The organism is Nocardiopsis sp. LDBS1602 (assembly GCF_035818715.1).
GTDB lineage: Bacteria > Actinomycetota > Actinomycetes > Streptosporangiales > Streptosporangiaceae > Nocardiopsis > Nocardiopsis alba.
In genome coordinates this window covers 384,816-405,395 of sequence record NZ_JAYLVW010000002.1, presented here as the reverse complement: position 1 = coordinate 405,395, position 20,580 = coordinate 384,816, and the positions used below count along the sequence as shown (strand labels likewise).

Here is a 20,580-nt window from a genome sequence, read left to right as displayed (position 1 = left end):
TTCGGTCCGCCCTCTTCTCCTCCGTGTACGGTGCCGTGCCTCAGAGCCAGGAGACCCGGGAGTCCTCCAGGCCGTACCGGGCGGCGACGATCTGTACGCGTCCCTCCGCCACGGATCCTCCGATCTCGTCGTCCTCCCGGAGGAGGTCGGCGATGTGCTGAGCGTTGGCCCTCACACAGTCGTCGAGGAAGTCCTCACCGTCGTCGGGGGTGGACTCCACGACCTCCAGGATCTCGGCGACCAGTCCTCCGACGTGTCCATGCGGGAGTTCGCCGGTCCGGTGCGCCTCGACCGCGGCGTCGACCGCGCCACAGCTCTGGTGGCCCATGACGACGATCAGGGGCGTGCTCAGGTGTTCGACGGCGTAGGCGATGCTGCCGAGGACGGATCCGTCGAGGACCTGTCCCGCGGAGCGGATGGTGAACAGGTCACCGAGTCCGCGGTCGAAGACCAGTTCCGGGGGCACCCGTGAGTCGGCGCAGCCGAGGACGACGGCGAAGGGGTTCTGGCCGCCGACCATCTCCTCCCGGCGACCTCTCCCCTCGTTCGGGTGGGAGGAGGCGTGACGTCTCCAGCGCCGGTTGCCCTCCTTGAGCAGGCGCAACGCTTCCGCCGGGGTTCGTACGGAGGGCGCGCCGGGGATGGGGTCGGCCCAGGCCGAGGTGGGGAAAGCGGTCACGGCGGCGGCGCCGACGCCGCCGAGAAGGGATGCCTTGAGAGCACCCCTACGACTCATGGCCATGAGGATCTCTTTTTCCGTTTCACGAAAATCAATGGCTTTCAGCGGCAAAGCCCGAAAAAGCTACTCCTGTGTCCTGTGTGCCAACAAGGGGGATTAACGGTCCCCTAACGCGCGACGGCCGATTGCGACACAGGCGAACTTCGCGATCATGGATATATCTATATAAAAGAGACAAAAAACAGCGCCCCGCCGCCCCGCCTCCGCTCCGAGGAGACCCGCCGACCCGCCGAACTTCCCCTTGTGGACCCTCGGGTCTATGCTGGATTACCTACCGACCGTTCGTTCAGTGAACGGATCCGGACACATGACACATCCGGGAGGAACGCGTCCCCGCACGTCCCGCTCCCGCCGCAAGGTAGGTTCGACAACCGTGGCCCGAACTTCCGCACCAGAACAGTCCACGGCCCGCTCCACGGGAAGGCGCCGGTCAGGCCGGCCGGGACACGACGCCGACTCCGTACTGCGCGTGGCCGCCCGCGTCTTCAACGAGCGCGGGTACGACGGCACGAGCATGGAGGACCTGGCCCGCGCCCTCGGCGTGACCAAGTCCGCGATCTACCACCATGTCTCCGGCAAGACCGAGCTCCTGCGCCAGTCCCTCGAACTGGCCATGGACGCCCTCTTCGCCGTCACTCGGGAGGAGGGGGCGACCACCGGTCCGGCGATCGACCGGCTCGAACACGTGATGCGCGGCAGCGTCCGGGTCCTGGTGGAGGAGCTTCCGCACGTGACCCTGCTCCTGCGCGTACGGGGCAACACAGAGGTGGAGAAGCGGGCCCTGGAGCGCCGCCGCCGATTCGACCACCTGATCGCCGACCTGGTCCGCGAGGGCGTGGTCGACGGCGACATCCGCGACGACGTGGACCCCGCGGTCGCCTCCAGGCTTCTGTTCGGCATGGTCAACTCGATCGTCGAGTGGTACAAGCCCGACCGGGGACTGGGCTGTGAGGAGATCGCCGACACCCTGACCCGCATCGCCTTCGAGGGCATGCGCTCGTCCCGGACGCGGAACGAGGCCGGAGACCACCCCGGCCCGTGACCGTCTCCTCGCCCACCGCGAGCGAGGAAGACCCTTTTCGCCCGGAACGGGACCATAAAAGGCCGATGGCCACAAAAGGTCATGTGAAAACGGGCGTTCCCCCTGGTGAAGGACCACTTTCGTCTCTACGATCCATGGACGGAGGTCACTTTTGTGACCTGTGACATAGAGAGTAGAGAACGTGGCCGATCTTCTCCCCCAGGACTGGCTGACCCCCGCGATCGCCTACACCGTCTCGGCGATCGGTTCCTTCCTCGGGCTGTCCTTCGCCTCACGGGCACGCCGGGCGAGCGGTCTCTTCCGCCTCCAGTGGCTGGCCCTGGCCTCGTTGGCCCTCGGCGGCATGGGCGTGTGGTCCATGCACTTCATCGCCATGCTCGGCTACAGCGTCCCCGGGACGGTCATCCGGTACGACGCCCTGCTGACCGTGATCAGCGGTCTGGTCCCGATCCTCGTCATGGGCGCGGCCCTGTACCTGGTGATCCGGTTCCGGGGCGCCGTCCGGCTGCTCGCCGGCGGGGTCCTGCTGGGACTCGGGATCGTCTCCATGCACTACACCGGCATGGCGTCGATGAATCTGCACGGGGACCTGCACCACGACCCCGTTCCCGTGGCCGTCTCCGCCGTGATCGCCGTGTTCGCGGCCACCGCCGTACTGTGGGGGGCGCGTCGGCTGAGCCACTACGGCGCGATCGCGCTCGCGTCCCTGTTGTTGGCGCTGACCATCACCGCCGTGCACTACACCGGGATGAGCGGGGTGTACGTCACCGAACCGCACGTGGAAACGGTCGGCCCGCCCGACGGGTTGAAGGCGCTCGACCTGTTGCTCCCGATGATCATCGGGCTGTTCGTCCTCCTGCTGATCTGTAGCCTGCTCCTCCTGTTGAGCGACTCCGAGGACGAGTCCCGCGATCCCGCGCGCCGAGGTTCGCGCGAGCCCGAACCCACCACCGCGGCCGCGTCTCCGGGCGAGTACGCGCCCAGGCACAGCGCCGTGAACACGACCACGCCTCCCGCCACCGACGACGTGTGGTCGCGGACCCGTTGACCGGCGGGGTCGGGTCCGGAGAAAAACCGGTGGCGCGCCCGGCCCCGTCCCGTCTAGTGTCGACCGAACCGAGCCCGGGATCGCCGGGCGAACGAACGACCGGAGAGGAGCACACGATGCCCGTTCTCGTGTCCACCCCCCACCAGAGTCCTTCCTTCGCCACCGGCGAGTCCTGAGCCGCCGCCCCGTTCCTTCGAGGATCCGGCGGCCACGACTCGCGACGCACAGAAAAGCGACGACGTGAGTCACCACGAACACGGTTCCACCCTGCCCGAGAACCGGACCCTTCACCCTCTGGCCCCTCTGGGCTGGAACACCCGGACGGCCGAGGCCTTCGACGCCCTGGCCGACGTGCACGAACTCCGCCCGGCCCGGGTCACCGAGGCCCGACGCGGTTCGGTGGGCGTCGCCATGCCCGAGGCCGCCACCGCCGACCTGTCACCGCGGGTCCGCAAGGCCGCCGAGACCGACCGATCCACCTCTCCCACCAGCGGCGACTGGGTCGCCCTTCGACGCTCCGGCGACTCTTGGACGGTCGAGGCCGTCCTGGAACGTTCCGGAACCCTGGTCCGCCAGGGCGTGGCCAAGGACTCCCACGACCAGGTCCTGGCCGCCAACATCGACGGGGTCCTCATCTGCGAGGCCGCCGATCAGGGCCCCAACGTGGGCCGCCTGGAACGCTTTCTCAGCCTCGCCTGGGCCAGTGGCGCCGCCCCGGTCGTGGCCGTCACCAAGTCCGAACTCGCCGGGGAACGACTGCCCGAGGTCGTCGAGCTGGTCGAGGCCGTCACCATGGGACCCGACGTGTACGCGGTGAGCGCGCACACCGGCGACGGGCTGGCGGAGCTGGCCGAACGGCTGCTCCCCGGTCGTACCTGGGTGCTGTTGGGCACCTCGGGCGCCGGGAAGTCCAGCCTGCTCAACGCCCTGGCCGGTCACGAGGTGATGGACACCGGGGCGATCCGCCACGACCGTCGGGGACGGCACACCACCACCCACCGTCGGCTCGTCCCGATGCCCGGCGGCTCCCTGTTCCTGGACATCCCCGGCGTCCGCCGGATCGACGTGCCCGGGGGCGAGGAGGGGGTGGATCGCACCTTCTCCGACATCAACGCCCTGGTGGACCTGTGCCGCTTCCGGGACTGTTCGCATCGGAACGAGCCCGGCTGCGCGGTGAACAGGGCCGTCGACGAGGGAGAACTCGACGTGTCCCGGCTGGAGCGCTGGTTCAGGCTCCGGCGCGAGGCCGAGTGGAACCGGACCCGCAACGACGTCCGTCTGCGCGCCGAGCGCAAGCGGGAGTGGAAGAAGCTCACCCGCCAGGGCCGTGAGAGCGCCCGGCACAAGCGCGGCGGCCTGTAGAGCGCGCCTGTCCGGGCCTCGCCTCAGAGGCCGAAGGCCCGGCGGGCGTTCTCGGCGACGATCGTCGCGAGTCCGTCCTCGTCCATCCCCTTGACCTCGGCGATCGTGCGCAGTGTGATCGGGATCAGGTAGGGGGCGTTGGGGCGTCCCCGGTAGGGCTTGGGTGTGAGGAAGGGCGCGTCGGTCTCCACCAGGATCAGCTCGGCCGGGGCCGCCGCGGCCGCCTCGCGCAGGGATTCGGCGCTGGCGAAGGTGACGTTGCCGGCGAAGCTCATGAAGTAGCCCCGTTCGGCGCAGACGCGGGCCATGTCGGCGTCTCCGGAGAAGCAGTGGAAGACCACCCGTTCGGGGGCGCCCTCCTCCTCCAGGATCCGCAGGACGTCCTCGTGCGCCTCGCGATCGTGGATCATCAGCGCCTTGCCGTGTCTCTTGGCGATGGCGATGTGGCGGCGGAAGGAGTCCTCCTGGGCCCGGGCGCCCTCGGGACCGGTCCGGAAGGTATCCATCCCGGTCTCGCCGATCGCGACGACCTGGTCCAGACCCGCCAGCGCGTCGATCTCGGCGAGTTCCTTCTCCAGGGCCTCGATCCCTCCGGCGGGGCGGGCCTTGCCCGTCCAGTCGGTGTCGTCGGCCTCCACACCCTCGGCGCCGTCCCCGTGGACGACGCGGGGGGCCTCGTTGGGGTGCAGCGCGACCGCGGCCCAGACCTTTCCGGGGTGGACGGCGGCGATCTCGGCCGCCCAGCGCGAGGAGGGCAGGTCCACCCCGACCTGGATCAGCGGGGTCACCCCCACGGCCTCGGCCGCGGCGATGATCTCCTCCACCTCGGGGGTCTGCATGTCCATGTGGGTGTGGCTGTCGGCCACCCGCACCCGCAGTGCCTCGGGCGCCGGTGGCGGCGTCTGCGCGTTGCGCTTCTCGACCGCCTTGCCACTGCGCTTGCCCACGTGTCCCACCTTCTTCTCGCCGGTCGTCGTGGTGATTCTAGGCGCGCCGGCGGTGCGGATCCGCCGGGGATCGACACGTCATTGACTCAATGATTTAATACATTGAGTCAATGAACACCGGCCCGCCCCACGAAGGGACCCCGCCCATGCCGGAGCCCACCCCCGCCCTGGTCGTCGACCACCTGGCCCCGTCACTCGGATCCGCTCTGCCCTGGATCGCCCTCGTCGGCGCGCTGCTCGCCATCGCGTTGCCCATACGGACCATCCGGGCCGGTTCCCCCCAAGGCCGGAACCGTTCCGGACCCGTACCTCCCCTGGTCGGAGCCGTCGTCGCGGTCCTCGCGGCCGAGTACCTCACCGGAATCCGGGGGTGGGCGACCATCACCCTGCTGGTGGTGATCCTGGTCATCGGCCTCGTCCTGCTCGTACGGTCCCGACGCGAGGCCTCCCTCCTCGAAGAGGCCCACGGGGAACCGCTCGACCAAGGGGCGACCGCGCGAAGCTGGTGCACCGCCTCCCTCCTGGGATTCCTGGCCACCGTGGTGGCCGGGGTCACGCTCCTGCTCGTCAGTGGCGGCGACGGGTTCATGACGATGTCCTCCATCCTGATCGCCGTCGTCCTGTCCTCGATCGTGATCGGCGACCTCTCCGCGAACCTGCTGCTCAGGCTGAGGTCCCGCGTCCGGCGGGCCGAACTGCGGCCGCGTGGACCGGGCGCGCTCCTCTCCCCCGGTGTCGCGGTCACGGTCCTCCTGGCCACCGTCGCCGTGACCGTGGGCGGGTTCGTCGTGGCCCGCGGCGAGTACCTGGCCGGCGGGGCCGCCGACTGCCACCCCTCCATCACCCTCGGGATCTCCGAGGCCGAGGACACCGTGGCTCTGGGCATGATCGGCGTCATCGCCCCGGCGATCGCCCTCGTGGGCGTGATCGGTGTCCTGGTCGCCGCGGCACGGCCCGCGATCGCCTCCTTGGAGCCCGACGCGGACCGGGCCCTGCGCCTGCTGTCCGCCGGACGCACCGTGGGCGCGGTCCTCGGCGCGCAACTCGTCCTCGCCGGAGACCTCGTCCCCGGCGCCGCTCACGCCGTGCTGCCCGTCGATCCGGCCCTGTGCGACCCCATGGACACGAGCCCCGATTCGTGGGCCTGGCTTCCCGGCCCCTACGAGCCGGGAGGGCTCCTGGTCCTGGCCGGCACCGTCCTGTCCGTCGCCGGTGTCCTCGTGTGGGCGGCCGTGACCCTGCGGACCGCGCGTCGGTCCCTCGCCCCTCTGCGTTCGTCCCGGCGACCGCCGGCGATCACGTCTTCGGAGGCGCCCCGATGATCGTCGAGGTGGACTCACGGGATCCGCTCCCGCCCTACGAACAGATCCGTCGCCAGGTCCTGGCCCTGGTGGCCTCCGGTGAGCTGCCCCCCGGGACCCGCCTGCCCGCCATCCGGCAACTCGCCGGCGACCTCGGTGTGGCGCCCAATACCGCCGCGCGCGCCTATCGGGAGCTGGAGGGCGTAGGGGTGCTCTCCAGTCGGAGGCGACACGGGACCTCGGTCACCGCCGATGCCCGGGAACGGGCGCTCGCCCTCCTCGGGAGGGCCCCGACGGCCCTGCCTCCGGCCTCACCGAGCCTGGACCCCGCCGCCCGGGAGTACATCGGGCACGTCCTCCGGCTCGGCCGCACCCTGGACGAGGCCCTCGACGCCGTACGTCGGAATTGGGAACGGGGGCCGGAGGCGTGAAAAGGGCCCGGCCCCCGGAGAAACCCCGGGGTCCGGGCCCTGAGCGTCGAGGCCCCTACTCGGTGGGGCCGGCCAGGCGGGCCAGCTCCTCGTCGACCACGGAGGGGTCGAGCTTGGCGAACAGTGGCTCGGGGCGGTTCAGCGGGGTGCCCGGGACGATCGGCGTCGACCCCCAGCGCGCCACGTTGTCGGCGTAGTCACCGGTGATCACCGGATAGTCCACCTTCTCCTCGGAACCGCCGATGGTGTCGTGGCCGGTCTCCAGACGGGGCATGCCCGTCCAGGTGCCGGTCCCGCCCAGCATCGCGTACACCTTGTTGGCCGCGGCCGGCAGGAACGGGGTGAGCAGGGTGTTGGCGTCCTGGACCAGCTGGAGGGCCACGTGCAGGACGGTGGCCATCCGCTCGGGGTCGGTCTTCTTGAGCGCCCACGGAGCCTGGTCGGAGATGTACTTGTTGGCCTCGGCGACGGTGCGCATGGCCTCCTGGAGACCGGCCTTGAACTGCGAGCGCTCCAGGCGGGCCCCGACCGTGGCGAAGGCCTCCTCGGAGGCGGCCAGGACCGCGCGGTCCTCGTCGGTGAGTTCACCCGCCGCGGGGATCTCGCCGAGGTTCTTGGCCGCCATCGAGATGGAACGGTTGACCAGGTTGCCCCAGGCCGCCACCAGCTCGTCGTTGTTGCGCCGCACGAACTCGGCCCAGGTGAAGTCGGTGTCCTGGTTCTCCGGGCCCGCGGCCATGATGTAGTACCGCAGCGCGTCGGCGGAGTAGCGCTCCAGGAAGTCGCGCACGTAGATCACCACGCGGCGCGAGGAGGAGAACTTCTGTCCCTCCATGGTGAGGAACTCGCTGGAGACCACCTCGGTGGGGACGTTCAGCTCGCCCAGCGGTCCGGCGTCGCCGCCCCGGTCGCCCCCGCCGCTCGCGCCGAGCAGGATGGACGGCCAGATGACCGAGTGGAAGACGATGTTGTCCTTGCCCATGAAGTAGAAGGACTCGCTGTCCGGCGACTGCCACCAGCGCTTCCAGGCGTCGGGCTCGCCCACGCGACGCGCCCACTCGATGGAGGCGGACAGGTAGCCGATGACCGCGTCGAACCAGACGTAGAGACGCTTGTTCGCGTTCTCGCTCCACCCCTCCAGCGGGATCGGCACGCCCCAGTTGAGGTCACGGGTGACGGCCCTGGGCTGGAGGTCGTCGAGCAGGTTCAGGGAGAACTTGAGGACGTTGGGACGCCATTCGCCCTCCTTGCCCTTGAGCCACTCGGTGAGCACGTCGGCGAAGGCCGGCAGGTCGAGCATGAAGTGCTCGGTGTCCACGAACTCGGGGGTCTCCCCGTTGATCCGGGACCGGGGGGAGAGCAGGTCGATCGGGTCGAGCTGGTTGCCGCAGTTGTCGCACTGGTCACCGCGGGCACCGTCGTAGCCGCAGATGGGACAGGTGCCCTCGATGTAGCGGTCCGGCAGGGTGCGTCCGGTGGACGGGGAGATCGCGCCCTTGGTGGTGCGCGTGAAGACGTAGCCGTTGTCGTAGAGCGTGGTGAACAGCTCTTGGGCGACGGCGTAGTGGTTGCCGGTGGTGGTACGGGTGAACAGGTCGTAGGACAGGCCCAGGGCGACCAGGTCCTCGGCGATGATCCGGTTGTAGCGGTCGGCCAGTTCCCGGGCGCTCACGCCCTCCTGGTCGGCCAGTACCTGGATCGGGGTGCCGTGCTCGTCGGTGCCGCTGACCATCAGCACGTCGTGACCCGACATTCGCTGGAAGCGCGAGAAGACGTCGGAGGGGACCCCGAAGCCGGAGACGTGGCCGATGTGGCGCGGGCCGTTGGCGTAGGGCCAGGCGACCGCGGTCAGGATGTGGCGTTTCGACGACATGACTCAAGACTAAAGGCGGAGCGGGGTGTCCGCGTACCGGTTTCCCCGTCGTCCAGCGTGTTCACGGGCCTTCGTCCACAGGGACGGAACCGGCGATTCCCCGGGGAGGTCCCCTACCCGTATGCTCTGCTCAACGCCGCCGTGTGCCACCGGAGTACCGGCGGAACCAGTACGGCCCTCCAACCCGGTCCGAGGCGGTGGTCACCACGGTTGCCCGTGCCCTACCCCGCCCTGCCCGAAGCACCGCCTCGTTGATCGCCGGCGTGGTGCTGTTGGTCGTTCTGGCTCTCCCCCTGGCCTCGAACCCGCCAGGGGGCGCCGAAGCGAGCCTTCCGCCGCAGATCGGTCGGATCGACTCCTCGGCGGAGACCGCCGACACCGGTTCCTCCTCCACCGATCAGGAGGTGGGGCCCTACCTCGGCTCACAGACGGTCGCCCTCGGCCCCGTCGCCTCCGGCTGCGACCAGCGGCCGATGCTGCGGGACCTGCCCGATGTCGTCCCCCCGTGCGCCCTGCGCCTGGCGGTGTGGGACCAGCCCTGGTGGCCGTTGCCCCTTCCCCCCCAAGATCGCGTACCACCACAGGTCGAGGCGGAGGGTCTGCCGCCCACCCGAGCGCCCCCTCTCACCGCGCACGCCACCCTCCGACCATCCCGGTCGGTCCCGTCGACCGCCCCGAGCGCGTCGACGTCGGACCTTCGCGTCCTCGTTCCGGCCCAGGGTCGCCCGTAACGTCTCGGGTGGACCCGGCGCCGCCGGGCACGCGACCGGTACCCACCATCCGCAGTGAGAGGTTCACCCCTTGTCCAGTCAAACGGGAGCGGGGGCGCGCTGGCTGCGCGCGCTCATCTCCCTTCTCGTCATCCTCGTCGCGTTCGGCGCGGCGTGGTTCATCCCACCCCGTCTGGGTCTCGACCTGAGCGGCGGCACCCAGATCGTCCTGGAGACCCAGGACGGCCCCGACGGCACCAAGGCCGACTCCGCGAACACCGACAAGGTCGTCGAGGTGCTGCGTCAGCGCATCGACCGTCTCGGTGTCGCCGAGGCGAACATGTCCCGGTCGGGTGAGAACCGCATCATCGTCGAGCTTCCCGGCGTGCAGGACCCGGCCGAGGCGGCGCAGATCGTCGGCCAGACCGCTCAGCTCTCCTTCCACCCCGTCCTGGGCGTGGGCGAGGCCGGCGGCCAGGGCGTGCAGGCGCCCCAGGGCGGCGGCGACTTCGCCAACCCGCCCTCCGACGAGGCGCGAGCCCCCTCCGACTCCGAGAACGGCGGAGAGGAGGCTCCGGCCGAGGGCGGCGACCCCGCGGAGATGTCCCCCGATGAGCTCCAGGACCTTCTGGGCGGTGGCGGGGGCATGCCCCAGGCGCCCGCGGGTCCCTCCGCGGAGAACCCCGAGGACGTCGCGATGGTCCTGCCCGACCAGGACGGCACCGCGCTCCAGTTGGGCGCCGCCGCCATCCAGGGCGACCGGGTCTCCAGCGCCGACGCCGCGCTCGACAGCGTCAACCGCGCCCAGTGGGTCGTCAACGTCGGTTTCCGCGGCGAGGGACGCGATCAGTGGCAGGAGCTCACCGGTCAGGCCGCCTGTTTCCAGGAGGGCGACCCGCGCCGGCGTGTGGCGATCGTCCTGGACGACCAGATCATCTCCTCGCCCCAGGTGACCCCGGAGACCGCCTGTGACGTGGGTATGGCCGGCGGCCAGACCACCATCAGCGGTGACTTCACCAGCGAGACCGCCAACGAGCTGGCCGTGCTGATCGAGGGCGGTTCGCTGCCGCTGCCGGTCACCGAGGTGCAGCGCCAGACCGTCGGCCCGACCCTGGGCGCCGCCGCCATCCAGGCCAGCGCCATCGCGGCCGTGCTGGGCATCGCCTTCACCGCCCTGTACATCACCCTGGTCTACCGGCTCGTCGGCTTCCTGGCCTCGATCGCCCTGGCCTTCTACACCCTGATCGCCTACGGAGCGCTGGTCGCCATCGGGGCCACGTTGACCCTTCCGGGTCTGGCCGGTTTCGTGTTGGCGATCGGTATGGCCATCGACGCGAACGTTCTGATCTTCGAACGCGCGCGCGAGGAGTACCAACGCCAACAGAAGACGTACGAGGCCAACAAGTCCGCCGGGCTCAAGGACCCCGACGAGGAGGGCAAGGAGACCGGTGCCCTGGCCCGACGTCGCCGTCGCGCGGTGCCGCCGAGCCTGGAGAAGGCGTTCGTCCAGGGCAGCCAGAAGGCCTGGAGCGCCGTTCTGGACACCAACGTCACCACGTTGCTGGCCGCGGGTCTGCTGTTCTTCTTCGCCTCCGGCACCGTCCAGGGCTTCGGTGTGACGCTGAGCCTCGGCACCATCGCCTCCATGTTCTCCGCGCTGATCATCGCGCGCGTGTTCGTGGAGTGGGCCGTGCGTCGCGCGGTCATCAAGAAGCACCCCGCCGTCAGCGGTCTCAACCGGATCGGTGCGGTCCGCACCTGGATGGTCGAGAAGAACCCGCAGATCATGAACTACCGCCGCGTCGGCCTGATCGTCGCGGCCCTGATCACGGTCACCGCGATCGCCGCCCCGATGGTGCGGGACACCAACCTCGGTGTGGAGTTCACCGGCGGCCGTGTCCTGGAGTACGAGATCACCGGCGACGATCACATCTCGGTGGACGAGGCCCGCGACGTCATCTCCGGGCTGGACTTCCCCGGCGCCGACAACGCGGTGGTCCAGGAGGCCGGAGACGGCGACATCGCGGTCCGCACCGGTGACATCTCCGACCCCGAGGCGGCGGGCATCGCCGACGCCCTGGGCGAGGCGACCGGTGGTGTCGAACTGGTCAGCGACGAGCTGATCGGCCCGAGCATGGGCGACGAGCTGCGCAACCGGGCGTTGATCGCGCTCGGCGCGGCCCTGGCCCTCCAGATGATCTACCTGGCCTGGCGTTTCCGCTGGTCCTTCGGTGTGTCCACGATGCTGTCGCTGGCGTTCAACATCGTGCTCGTCACCGGCCTGTTCATCTGGTTGGGCAAGCCCATCGACGGGGTCTTCCTCGCGGCGATCCTGAGTGTCATCGGCTTCACGGTCAACGACACGGTGGTGGTGTTCGACAGGGTGCGAGACGAATGGGCGAGGGACGATAAGTCCTCGTTCCTCGAGATCGCCAACCGCGCGGTGATCAACACCCTGCCGCGTACGGTGAACACGACCGTCGGCGCGTGGATCATCCTGGGCTTCCTCACCTTCCTCGGTGGGTCCTCGCTCCAGGACTTCTCCATCGCGATGCTGGTCGGTCTGACCACCGGTGTGGTCTCCACCGTGTTCGTCGCGGTGCCGCTCTCCATCTTCCTACAGAAGTGGGACAAGACCCCGCCGCCGCACGTGCTCAAGGAGCGCAAGGCGAAGCAGAAGGTGGCGGCCAAGGCCGCCCGCGACGCCGACGACGGCGCCGTCGTCTAGGGAACGTCGTCCGCCCCGGGCCCTCGACGGCCCGGGGCGGAAGGCTCCGGCCCGCAGGACACGAAGGGGCCCCGATCCGAGGACTCGGATCGGGGCCCCTTCGTGTCCGTGGTGTCCCGGTCAGCCGCCGGTGGGGGCCGGTGCTCCCTCGGAGGCCTGGACGAGAACGAAGCCCCGGCCCTCCAACGCCAATTGGAAGGCCTCGCCGCTGCCCCTGCCGATGAACGCGCCGGCCTTGACGGTGCTGCGGATACCGGCTTCGAGGGAGCTGCTCCAGGCGACCGCGGCCTGGGTGTCGACGAAGGTCGGCTGGTCGACCTGGAGCAGCACCGGCGCTCCATGGCAGGCCACGGCCACCCGCCCGCGCCCGGTGAAGACCGTGTTGAACAGACCGCCGGAGACCATCCCCCCGAAGCCCTGGATTCTCTTGATGTCCCAGCCCAGCGTGGGTTCGAAGGCCAGGACGTTGGCCCCGTTGACCGTGAGGGACTCCTCCTCCAGGTCGATGAGGTGCACGTCCCAGGCCTCGTGGGCCAGGAACACGTCGCCCTGTCCCGAGACCTTCATCAGGGGCAGGCCCTCACCGGTGAAGGCCTTCTTCATGAACCGACCGACGCTGCCGGCGCCCTGGTAGGCGAAGTCGATCGCGCCCTGGTAGGCGACCATCGAGCCCTGACGGGCGTAGAACTCTCGGTGCGCGTCCGCGCCCAGGCCCACCCTCAGCATCTTGCGGTTCTGCAACCTCATCCCGGGCTGCTGGATCTCCTGGGCCTCTTGAAAGAGCTCACTACGCATGACGACGTCCTCTTCTCGTCTTATATCGCCTGATGGATATGACGCTCCGGAGGTCTCGGGGTTCCCGGCGCCCGCGAGGCTTTACCCGGTTCTCACCCTGCTCACTCGGCCTCCACCACCCCATGCGCGAGGTCGTAGACCCGACGCTTGGGGACCCCGGTCTCCTTGGCGACCCGGGCGATCGCCTCCTTACGACGCACGCCCTCGTCCTCCAGGGCGGACACGGCGGCGACCAGGTCGGCGTCGCTCGTCGTCTCCGCGGTGGGGCGGGCCCCCTCCACCACCACCGAGATCTCACCGCGGACCCCGTCCGCGGCCCACTCGGCCAGCTCGCCCAACCCGCCTCGGCGCACCTCCTCGTAGGTCTTGGTGAGCTCACGGCACACCGCCGCCCTGCGTTCGGCCCCGAACGACGCGGCCATCGCCTCCAAGGTGGCGGCGATCCTGTGCGGGCTCTCGAAGAAGACCATCGTGCGACGCTCACCCGCCAACTCGTCCAGGTACGTCTTCAGGCCCTTGCGCGGGGGGAAGCCCTCGAAGCAGAATCGGTCGGTGGGCAGTCCGGAGACCACCAGGGCGGTGGTCACCGCCGAGGGGCCCGGGATCGCGGTGACGGGGACACCCTCCGCAGCGCAGGCCGCGGCCAACCGGTAGCCGGGGTCGGACACCCCGGGCATCCCCGCGTCGGTGACGACCAGGACCTCTTCGCCCCGGCGGATGTCGGCGAGGAGTTCCTCGCCCCGGCGGCTCTCGTTCGCGTCGTAGTAGGACACGACGCGGGCACCGGCCTCCCCGCCCAGGCGGATCCCGGCGCGGGAGGCGAACTGCCTCAACCGCCGGGTGTCCTCCGCCGCGATCACGCGCGCCTCCTCCAAGGCGCGCAGAAGCCGGGGCGGCGCGTCCTCCAGGTTCCCGATGGGCAACCCGGCCAGGACGAGCCTCCCGACGCGCCATGTCCCGTCAACACCCTCAACCACTGTGATCCCCGTCCTGTCGCGCTACGGTTGGCCGTGAGCGACCCAACCGAAACCCGGTTTCGCGGCCCGTCCGCAACGGACCCCCATCTCTGACCCCAACCTACGAGCCGAGATGACCACCACCGCACTTTCCAGCGAGGCCGAGCCCTCGACCCCACCGGCCGCGGCCCGGCCCTCCGACCTCCGCTCCCGCTTCGTCCCCCGTATGCCCGGCCCCTGGTGGGTGGGGTGGGCGGGGGCGGTCATCGTCGCGCTCTTCGCCGGAGCCCTGAGGTTCTTCAACCTCGGACGGCCCGACCGGATCTACTTCGACGAGACCTACTACGCCACGGACGCCTTCGCGCTCTGGGCGCACGGCTACGAGCACGAGACGGTGGAGAACTCCGACTCCCTGCTCGCCCAAGGCGATCCGAACATCTTCACCGGCGGCGGCGACTTCATCGTCCATCCGCCGGTCGGCAAGTGGATGATCGCCCTCGGTGACCAGCTGTGGGGCCTGATGCCCTTCGGCACGGCCGTCAGCCCCGAGGGTTGGCGGGTGGCCTCCGCTCTCGCCGGGGTGTTCTCCGTGCTCATCCTGGTCCGGTTGGCCACACGGATGACCCGCTCGATCCTGCTGGGGTGCACCGCCGGTCTGATCCTGGCCCTGGACGGCCTGCACTTCACCCTGAGCCGTATCGCCATGGTGGACATCTTCCTCACGCTGTGGATCCTGGCCGGGTTCGCCTGTCTGGTCATCGACCGGGACAAGACCAGGGAACGGCTGGTCCGCCTGGCGGAGGCCGGGGTCGATACGACGATGGTGGGCGCCCTCGGCATGCGCTGGTGGCGTTTGGCCGCCGGTCTGTGCTTCGGTCTGGCGATCGGCACCAAGTGGTCGGCCCTGTTCTTCGTGGCGGCCTTCGGTCTGCTCACCGTCGCCTGGGACTACGGGGCGCGGCGCAGCGTCGGTCAGCGACGCCCCTTCGGCCGTTGGCTGGGCTACGACGCGATCCCCGCCTTCCTCCAGACCGTGGTGGTCGCCGGGATCGTCTACCTGGTCTCCTGGACCGGCTGGCTGATCACCGGCGGTGGCTACAACCGGCAGTACGCCGCCGGCATGGCCCCCGACTGGATCCCCGGTCTCCTGGTGAAGCCGATCGAGGCCCTGTGGAGTCTGGTCGACTACCACGGCCGGATGATGAACTTCCACGAGAACCTGACCAGCGATCACACCTACATCTCCGCGCCGTGGGAATGGCTGATCATGCGCACCCCGGTGATGTTCCACTACGACGGCCAGGCCGTCGGGTGCGGCGAGGGACAGTGCGTGACCTCGGTGGTCTCCATCGGCACCCCGATCGTGTGGTGGGTGAGCATCATCGCCCTGGTCGTGATGCTCGGCTGGTGGATCACCTTCCGCGACTGGCGGGCCGGAGCGGTACTGCTCGCGGTCGCCGCGGGCTGGCTACCGTGGTTCGCCTACCCCGAACGTCCGATGTTCCTGTTCTACGCGCTGCCGATCCTGCCCTTCCTCGTGCTGGGCATCGTGCTGGCGCTGGGGCTGTTGATGGGGGCCGGAGACGACAGTCCACGCTTCGCGCCCTATACGCGTGCGTTGGGGGGCGTGGTCTTCGGTGTGGTGGTGCTCCTGATCATCGCCCACTTCGCCTACCTCTATCCGGTTCTGTCGGCCTATCCGCTTCCCGAGGAGACCTGGGGAGACCGGCTGTGGTTCGACGTATGGATCTACGGACGTGACGCCTCATGATCCGTTCCGGGGAACGGCGTAAACCGTTCCCCGGAACCGAACTCCATTAGTGGCACAAGGGCGGGAAATCAACAGTTTCGAGTAGCCGAAACAGGACACTTCGGTATCGCGGATTCACAGCGGAAAAGCCTCGGCAGGGCCCGGGTCTCCCTGGTACTGTCGGCAACCGGTTGCTGTTGTAGTTTCCATGGATGCCCAAGGCGCCTCGCGGAACTTCACGTGGGCGCTTATCGATTCGGGATGTCCCTTCTTCGGTGCGGCGCCCGGCGACCCGGGGCCAGCAGGGTGCGGCCCCGTCGTAGTCCCCAAGGGAGAGCACATGGCTCAGGGCACCGTGAAGTGGTTCAACTCTGAGAAGGGTTTCGGGTTCATCGCCGTCGAGGGTGGTCAGCCCGACGTGTTCGTGCACTACTCGGCGATCGCGGGCACCGGCTTCCGGAACCTGGAAGAGGACCAGCAGGTCGAGTTCGACATCATCCAGGGCCCGAAGGGCCCGCAGGCGGCGGACGTTCGAACGGTCTGACCGTCACACGTGCGTTTTCCCGGCCCTCCGCTCCCCCGAGCGGGGGGCCGGACCCCGTTACCAGGGGCGTTCGAGCCTTGGAGGGGGACACGGTTACCCAAGCGTGGCGATACCGGTTAACCTGCTTGAAGCCGGTCAGCACCGAAGGCGAGGACATCACATGTTCGGCATCAGTGGAGGGGAGTTCGTCCTCCTCCTGCTCCTCGGGCTGTTGATCTTCGGCCCGGACCAGCTCCCGAAGGCCGCCCAGCAGGTGGGCCGCGTCCTCCGCCAGCTCCGCACCATGGCCAACTCCGCCTCCAACGACATCAAGGCGGGGCTCGGCCCCGAGTACAAGGACTTCGACGTCCAGGACCTCAACCCCAAGCGCTTCATCCAGAAGCACTTCTGGGAGGAAGAGGAGGAGAACGAGCCCAAGCCGGCCTCCCGCCTGAACGGCAAGCGTCCGCCCTTCGACGACGAGGCCACCTGAGCCCCTCCCCCGCTCAGCCCACCAGCATCAGGAAGAACGACCCCAGGGCCAGCAGGATCACCGAGCCCACGATGATCATGGGCGAACCCATGGTCAGGATGAGCAGCTCGACCGCCACCGCCCCGCCCAGGGCCGCCGCCGCCCAGGGCCATCGAGGGCGCGGCCCCCAGTCGTGACGACGTTCACGGGCCACCGCGATCCAGAATCCGAGCCCGATGAGCAGCCAGAACACCAGGTGGGCGCCGATCCGCGTCCCCGGCTCGACGTAGTCGGCCATGCCGCCGACCACCATCACGTAGAACACGGTTCCGATGGCCAGGTGCCAGAAACCGCGGCCGCGTTCGGCTCGTATGACCTTGTTCCGGGCTCTGGTCGTGCGCCGGAAGCCCTCTCCCGCCATCGTCGGCGCCGGGCGCCCCGGGACGGGCTCCACCCGGCTCTCGGAGCCTTGCGGGGGCGGCCTCTCCTCGGGGCCGGGCCGTGGCTCCACCGGTGGCACGTATCCGCCCTCGCCGTGTGTCTCCTCGGGTGACCTGTATCCGTCTGGCTGCTGTCGGGGGGAATCGGACACTGGTATTGATCGCCCCTTCGGTTCGGATCGGCGGGACCCGTGCACGGCCCGTCGGACGTAAAGGTCTCCTACCCGCCGGGGCGAACGGTCAAATCCCTTCGGCCGAGAACGGCCCCACCGGTTCATCGCATACGAAAGGGCCCGCCGACACAGGTCGATCGGGCCCCGGTGCTCGACGGCCCCACAAGGAGGCGCTCCCCCTACGGAACCGTCAGGCGGCGCCGGTTACCACCAGCTCCAGCCGCCGTTGTTCTTGCTGCTGCTCTTCGCGTACGCGGTCATGGCATCTACCTTTCTCGGTGTTTCCAGCCCATCCCGGAACCAAGATGTCCTATCTCGGCGGGCTTCACAAGACCCGAAGAAGAATATTCATCATTCTAAGGCCCAGCGGACACCAATGGTCGCACCACCGGGTTCTGAATAGTCACAGAACACGACGTTTTCGCAGTTCAACCGGGAGTTGATTGAATCAACCAGAAGACACCATCCCCGGTGACCTGCAAAAACAAGACCCACGAAGAGCAAAGTCCAAGGATCCGGACATAACAATGAGTAACGAGCCCGCTATTGTCGCTCGGAGTCAGTGATTCGTCCTCTACGTCCGGGTTTCCTCGCGCCGTCTCGTGTGCTCCGACGTCAACAGGCGGCATACCCGGGGGGACGATACGGAAAAACAGTCATATAACACCACCGTTCAGACTGTTCACCCGAAGACGGTCATCACGCTACGTAGCGAATCGACGAACTCGCCACAGAGGTGCGACACGCCCTTACTTCTCATAGTTACTCATTACGGACAAACACTAAACCTTGTATGATCTGTCACTTTTGACACATAGCACCATGAAACAAGAGGGGCCGCCCAGGGCGCGACGAGCACCCCGAACAGCCCCCTCCGAGCCACGGGTCGGCCGACGGGCCCGTCAGCCCAGGCCCGCCCCCGCGAGGATCAGCGCGATACCCGCGCCGACCAGCCCGACGACCAGGGAGACGGCTCCCGCCCCGATCAACAGGCGAAACCCGTTCGGCTTCGCGGGATCGCGACCCACCACCGAGAGGAAGAAGCCGGCGGGCATCAGAACGGCGGCCAGGAGCACCAGAAGCCCCAGAGTGGCGCCCCATCCGGGGACGGTGGGCTGATCCGTCAGGATCGCCACCACGAGACCCAGGATGACCAGTACACCGGCGTGGGCGTGCCCGGCACGGAAATAGGACCGCTGGAGATCATTGGCGGGGAAACCCCCGTCGACCACACGCAGGAGGAAAGAACCTCCATAAGCGATCCCGACCACGGTGAGCAGGACGATCCCCGCTACGAGAAGCACTGGGGCGGACATGACGGTCATCCTTCCGATTCAGGGGGCCCCGACGGACCGAACAGGAGCCCGGCACTGCGTCTGGTGATGATCGACAGATCGGCCCCCTCGAACAGGTCGCGCGCACCGGAACGGTCCAGGTTCCCGGTGAGGGCCAGGGTCGCGATCCCGTGCACGATCGACCAGCCCGCCACCATCGCGGCCGGCTCGTCCGTCACCTCCTCGCCCAGAGAACGCACCCCGGAGCGCAGTTCGGCGAAGGCGGATCTGCGGGCCGCGACGAGTTCGGCGTCGTCCAGATCGAGGAGCGAGGGTTCGAACATCACGGTGAAGTGCGCCGGCCGGTCCTCGGCGAAACCGACGTAGGCGACACCCGACTCCAGGAAGCCGCCTCCGTCCCCCGCACTCGCCCTCAACCGTTCGGCCAATTCCGCGAACCCTTCGGTCGCCAGCGCGTTGAGCACGCCCTGGCGGTCGCCGAAGTGGTGACGGGGGGCCGTGTGACTGACCCCCAGGTCGGTGGCCAGAGAACGCAGGCTGAAGCCGTAGGGCCCCTTCTCCTCGATGACCCGGGCGGCCCGTTCCAGAACGGCGGCCCGCAGGTTCCCGTGGTGGTATCCGTCTGCCATGGATGGAACTATACGCCGGCAAGTTGCCACTGTAAAGATTTAGGCATTCGTCTCGGAACACCCGAAGGACGGGTACTTCGGGCGACTTCGCGGGTAAGGTGACCACGAACCGGCCCCCGCGACAGGGGATAGACGCTTCGCCGGTGACACTCGGGGCTCAGGTCCGGACGCACTCCCGCCTCAGGGAACAGCGACACCCCGTTCGGACCGCCCACGAGGTGGGGCCCGGTCTCGCGAGACCGGGCCCCACCCCACTTCGGGTAGAACGAAGAGACCCGCGCGCGACGGAGATCCTCCGTCGACCACGCGGGTCTCTTCTCTTCGGTGGAGCTGAGGGGATTCGAACCCCTGACCCCCTCGATGCGAACGAGGTGCGCTACCGGACTGCGCCACAGCCCCGAAGACGAGATCAACATTAGCAGGAAAGTCCGGGTGGTCCGAACGTGCCTTCGCCCGCCCGGACCGGCTCAGTCGCCGGCCGCCCTGAGACGGGCGTCGGCGTACTGGTCGTAGACCTGACTGCGTCGCTCCTTGAGGGCGATGACCTCGGCCTCGCGTTCGGCCTCGCGGGCCTCGCGCTCCCGGTGCACCCGCTCTCGCGCGGCGGCCCGCCGTCGTGCCGCCAGGTAGGCCCGGCGACGTTCCGCGTCGGCCTTGGCCGCCTCGCGCAGCAGGACCAGGTGCCCTGAGAGCAGCAGGACCGGCGGAGCCATCACCCACCAGGGGCCGAGCCCGAAGGCGACGGCCACCATCGTGGCGACGGTGAGCAGGGTGAGCGCGCTGGTGCGACGGCGACGACGGGCGATGACCCTGGCCCGCGGGACGGGCGAGGGGAGCACGGGGACCTCGTCCCGGCCCGTCTCCTCGACCTCGTCGTCTTCGACGTCGTCGATCTCCGAACGCCTCATCACCCGGGTCTCGGTGAGGTCCGGGTCCTCGTCGTCCTCGACGAGATCGGAGACCTCGTCCCGCTCCTCGGGTTCCTCGTCCTCCCTGCGACCGTCCTCGTGGACCGGGTCCACGGGATCCTTCCGCAACAGCATCGGGACGAGGACTATGAGCCAGACCACCACGATGGCGAGGTACAGAGGAGAGCTGCTCATCACCCCTCCTCACGATGACGGCCACTGAACGTTGATCGACACTTCGTCGACACCGCGCCGCGTGTGGCTGGACCTGCTTCCGGGAGTAGAGACGTTCCCCGGAGGAACATCGTTCCTGCCCCCGGTCGGGGCGGGATCGAATCCCGTGCGCCATATCCACGCGTTGCCCGCATCGTCAATGCGTCTATGTTCCGCACGGTACGACCCCGTGTCCATAAATGCGCCACATTCCACCCGGAGTGTCGCAAGATTGTGGACCCTCA

19 protein-coding genes and 1 tRNA gene are annotated in these 20,580 nt (G+C 68.9%); 10 read left to right on the top strand and 10 right to left on the bottom strand.

The genetic code is table 11. The features are described 5' to 3' along the window. Positions 1 to 40: 40 nt before the first annotated feature. On the bottom strand, positions 41 to 742 hold the full coding sequence (locus U9J66_RS09930) for a carbonic anhydrase (protein WP_026124767.1): 702 nt from the start codon (positions 740 to 742) through the stop codon (positions 41 to 43). A gap of 466 nt (positions 743 to 1,208) precedes the next feature. Here U9J66_RS09930 and U9J66_RS09925 point away from each other — a divergent pair, with 466 nt between their 5' ends. The 3 genes from U9J66_RS09925 to rsgA all read left to right on the top strand — a co-directional run bounded on the left by U9J66_RS09925 (position 1,209) and on the right by rsgA (position 4,191). Continuing rightward, positions 1,209 to 1,781, top strand: coding sequence for a TetR/AcrR family transcriptional regulator (locus U9J66_RS09925; RefSeq protein ID WP_014911673.1), 573 nt, complete (start codon positions 1,209 to 1,211; stop codon positions 1,779 to 1,781). A 181-nt stretch (positions 1,782 to 1,962) separates the two neighbouring features. Then, a complete protein-coding gene (locus U9J66_RS09920; protein WP_326337562.1) occupies positions 1,963 to 2,829 on the top strand; it encodes an MHYT domain-containing protein in 867 nt (288 codons plus the stop codon). A gap of 240 nt (positions 2,830 to 3,069) precedes the next feature. After that, complete coding sequence (gene rsgA, locus U9J66_RS09915; protein ID WP_326337561.1) at positions 3,070 to 4,191, top strand: ribosome small subunit-dependent GTPase A; 1,122 nt, start codon at positions 3,070 to 3,072, stop codon at positions 4,189 to 4,191. Between the two features lie 23 nt (positions 4,192 to 4,214). Here the strand turns inward: rsgA and U9J66_RS09910 are convergent, their stop codons facing one another. After that, positions 4,215 to 5,138, bottom strand: a complete 924-nt coding sequence (locus tag U9J66_RS09910; RefSeq protein ID WP_017533309.1) for a TatD family hydrolase — start codon at positions 5,136 to 5,138, stop codon at positions 4,215 to 4,217. A gap of 146 nt (positions 5,139 to 5,284) precedes the next feature. On the opposite strand from U9J66_RS09910, the gene U9J66_RS09905 reads away from it, so the two are divergent. Next, complete coding sequence (locus tag U9J66_RS09905; protein WP_326337560.1) at positions 5,285 to 6,460, top strand: hypothetical protein; 1,176 nt, start codon at positions 5,285 to 5,287, stop codon at positions 6,458 to 6,460. Next, positions 6,457 to 6,870 carry a GntR family transcriptional regulator gene (locus U9J66_RS09900; RefSeq protein ID WP_326337559.1) on the top strand — a complete coding sequence of 138 codons (414 nt, stop codon included), beginning with the start codon at positions 6,457 to 6,459 and terminating at the stop codon, positions 6,868 to 6,870. Before U9J66_RS09905 ends, U9J66_RS09900 begins: the two co-directional genes overlap by 4 nt. Positions 6,871 to 6,925: 55 nt before the next feature. On the opposite strand, the gene metG is transcribed toward U9J66_RS09900, so the two are convergent. Next, positions 6,926 to 8,743: a methionine--tRNA ligase gene (metG, locus tag U9J66_RS09895; protein ID WP_014912906.1), complete on the bottom strand. Its 1,818-nt coding sequence runs from the start codon at positions 8,741 to 8,743 to the stop codon at positions 6,926 to 6,928. Positions 8,744 to 8,994: 251 nt separating this feature from the next. Between metG and U9J66_RS09890 the strand changes: the two genes are divergently transcribed. Then, positions 8,995 to 9,474, top strand: a complete 480-nt coding sequence (locus U9J66_RS09890; protein ID WP_161110670.1) for a hypothetical protein — start codon at positions 8,995 to 8,997, stop codon at positions 9,472 to 9,474. Between the two features lie 70 nt (positions 9,475 to 9,544). Continuing rightward, positions 9,545 to 12,181 carry a protein translocase subunit SecD gene (gene secD, locus U9J66_RS09885; RefSeq protein WP_161110671.1) on the top strand — a complete coding sequence of 879 codons (2,637 nt, stop codon included), beginning with the start codon at positions 9,545 to 9,547 and terminating at the stop codon, positions 12,179 to 12,181. 120 nt (positions 12,182 to 12,301) lie between these two features. Here the strand turns inward: secD and U9J66_RS09880 are convergent, their stop codons facing one another. Both U9J66_RS09880 and rsmI read right to left on the bottom strand, forming a co-directional pair. Beyond that, positions 12,302 to 12,976, bottom strand: coding sequence for an AIM24 family protein (locus U9J66_RS09880; protein WP_326337558.1), 675 nt, complete (start codon positions 12,974 to 12,976; stop codon positions 12,302 to 12,304). A gap of 101 nt (positions 12,977 to 13,077) precedes the next feature. After that, positions 13,078 to 13,953: a 16S rRNA (cytidine(1402)-2'-O)-methyltransferase gene (rsmI, locus tag U9J66_RS09875; protein WP_014910096.1), complete on the bottom strand. Its 876-nt coding sequence runs from the start codon at positions 13,951 to 13,953 to the stop codon at positions 13,078 to 13,080. Between the two features lie 112 nt (positions 13,954 to 14,065). On the opposite strand from rsmI, the gene U9J66_RS09870 reads away from it, so the two are divergent. From U9J66_RS09870 to U9J66_RS09860, 3 genes are all read left to right on the top strand, one after another. After that, positions 14,066 to 15,703: a dolichyl-phosphate-mannose--protein mannosyltransferase gene (locus U9J66_RS09870; protein ID WP_326337557.1), complete on the top strand. Its 1,638-nt coding sequence runs from the start codon at positions 14,066 to 14,068 to the stop codon at positions 15,701 to 15,703. A gap of 319 nt (positions 15,704 to 16,022) precedes the next feature. Then, a complete protein-coding gene (locus U9J66_RS09865) occupies positions 16,023 to 16,226 on the top strand; it encodes a cold-shock protein (protein ID WP_014911107.1) in 204 nt (67 codons plus the stop codon). A gap of 160 nt (positions 16,227 to 16,386) precedes the next feature. Beyond that, the gene (locus U9J66_RS09860; RefSeq protein WP_014909879.1) at positions 16,387 to 16,698 is read left to right on the top strand and encodes a sec-independent translocase; all 312 of its coding nucleotides are present in this window, start codon (positions 16,387 to 16,389) and stop codon (positions 16,696 to 16,698) included. Between the two features lie 13 nt (positions 16,699 to 16,711). On the opposite strand, the gene U9J66_RS09855 is transcribed toward U9J66_RS09860, so the two are convergent. The 5 genes from U9J66_RS09855 to sepX all read right to left on the bottom strand — a co-directional run bounded on the left by U9J66_RS09855 (position 16,712) and on the right by sepX (position 20,317). Then, entirely contained in the window at positions 16,712 to 17,131 is a 420-nt protein-coding gene (locus U9J66_RS09855) for a hypothetical protein (protein ID WP_326337556.1), read from the bottom strand. 1,061 nt (positions 17,132 to 18,192) lie between these two features. Next, positions 18,193 to 18,606, bottom strand: a complete 414-nt coding sequence (locus U9J66_RS09850; protein ID WP_326337555.1) for a hypothetical protein — start codon at positions 18,604 to 18,606, stop codon at positions 18,193 to 18,195. 5 nt (positions 18,607 to 18,611) lie between these two features. Further along, positions 18,612 to 19,214 carry a TetR/AcrR family transcriptional regulator gene (locus tag U9J66_RS09845; RefSeq protein WP_326337553.1) on the bottom strand — a complete coding sequence of 201 codons (603 nt, stop codon included), beginning with the start codon at positions 19,212 to 19,214 and terminating at the stop codon, positions 18,612 to 18,614. Between the two features lie 325 nt (positions 19,215 to 19,539). After that, positions 19,540 to 19,613 (bottom strand) — tRNA-Ala (locus U9J66_RS09840). A gap of 68 nt (positions 19,614 to 19,681) precedes the next feature. After that, the gene (gene sepX, locus U9J66_RS09835) at positions 19,682 to 20,317 is read right to left on the bottom strand and encodes a divisome protein SepX/GlpR (RefSeq protein WP_017533299.1); all 636 of its coding nucleotides are present in this window, start codon (positions 20,315 to 20,317) and stop codon (positions 19,682 to 19,684) included. Positions 20,318 to 20,580 lie beyond the last annotated feature (263 nt).

Excerpts from the sequence above, each read along its gene's own strand:
- U9J66_RS09930 (WP_026124767.1), bottom strand. The coding sequence starts at position 742 with ATGGCCATGAGTCGTAGGGGTGCTCTCAAGGCATCCCTTCTCGGCGGC.
- U9J66_RS09905 (WP_326337560.1), top strand. The coding sequence starts at position 5,285 with ATGCCGGAGCCCACCCCCGCCCTGGTCGTCGACCACCTGGCCCCGTCA.
- U9J66_RS09900 (WP_326337559.1), top strand. The coding sequence starts at position 6,457 with ATGATCGTCGAGGTGGACTCACGGGATCCGCTCCCGCCCTACGAACAG.
- metG (WP_014912906.1), bottom strand. The coding sequence starts at position 8,743 with ATGTCGTCGAAACGCCACATCCTGACCGCGGTCGCCTGGCCCTACGCC.
- U9J66_RS09880 (WP_326337558.1), bottom strand. The coding sequence starts at position 12,976 with ATGCGTAGTGAGCTCTTTCAAGAGGCCCAGGAGATCCAGCAGCCCGGG.
- U9J66_RS09870 (WP_326337557.1), top strand. The coding sequence starts at position 14,066 with ATGACCACCACCGCACTTTCCAGCGAGGCCGAGCCCTCGACCCCACCG.
- U9J66_RS09865 (WP_014911107.1), top strand. The coding sequence starts at position 16,023 with ATGGCTCAGGGCACCGTGAAGTGGTTCAACTCTGAGAAGGGTTTCGGG.
- U9J66_RS09860 (WP_014909879.1), top strand. The coding sequence starts at position 16,387 with ATGTTCGGCATCAGTGGAGGGGAGTTCGTCCTCCTCCTGCTCCTCGGG.
- U9J66_RS09850 (WP_326337555.1), bottom strand. The coding sequence starts at position 18,606 with ATGTCCGCCCCAGTGCTTCTCGTAGCGGGGATCGTCCTGCTCACCGTG.
- U9J66_RS09845 (WP_326337553.1), bottom strand. The coding sequence starts at position 19,214 with ATGGCAGACGGATACCACCACGGGAACCTGCGGGCCGCCGTTCTGGAA.
- sepX (WP_017533299.1), bottom strand. The coding sequence starts at position 20,317 with ATGAGCAGCTCTCCTCTGTACCTCGCCATCGTGGTGGTCTGGCTCATA.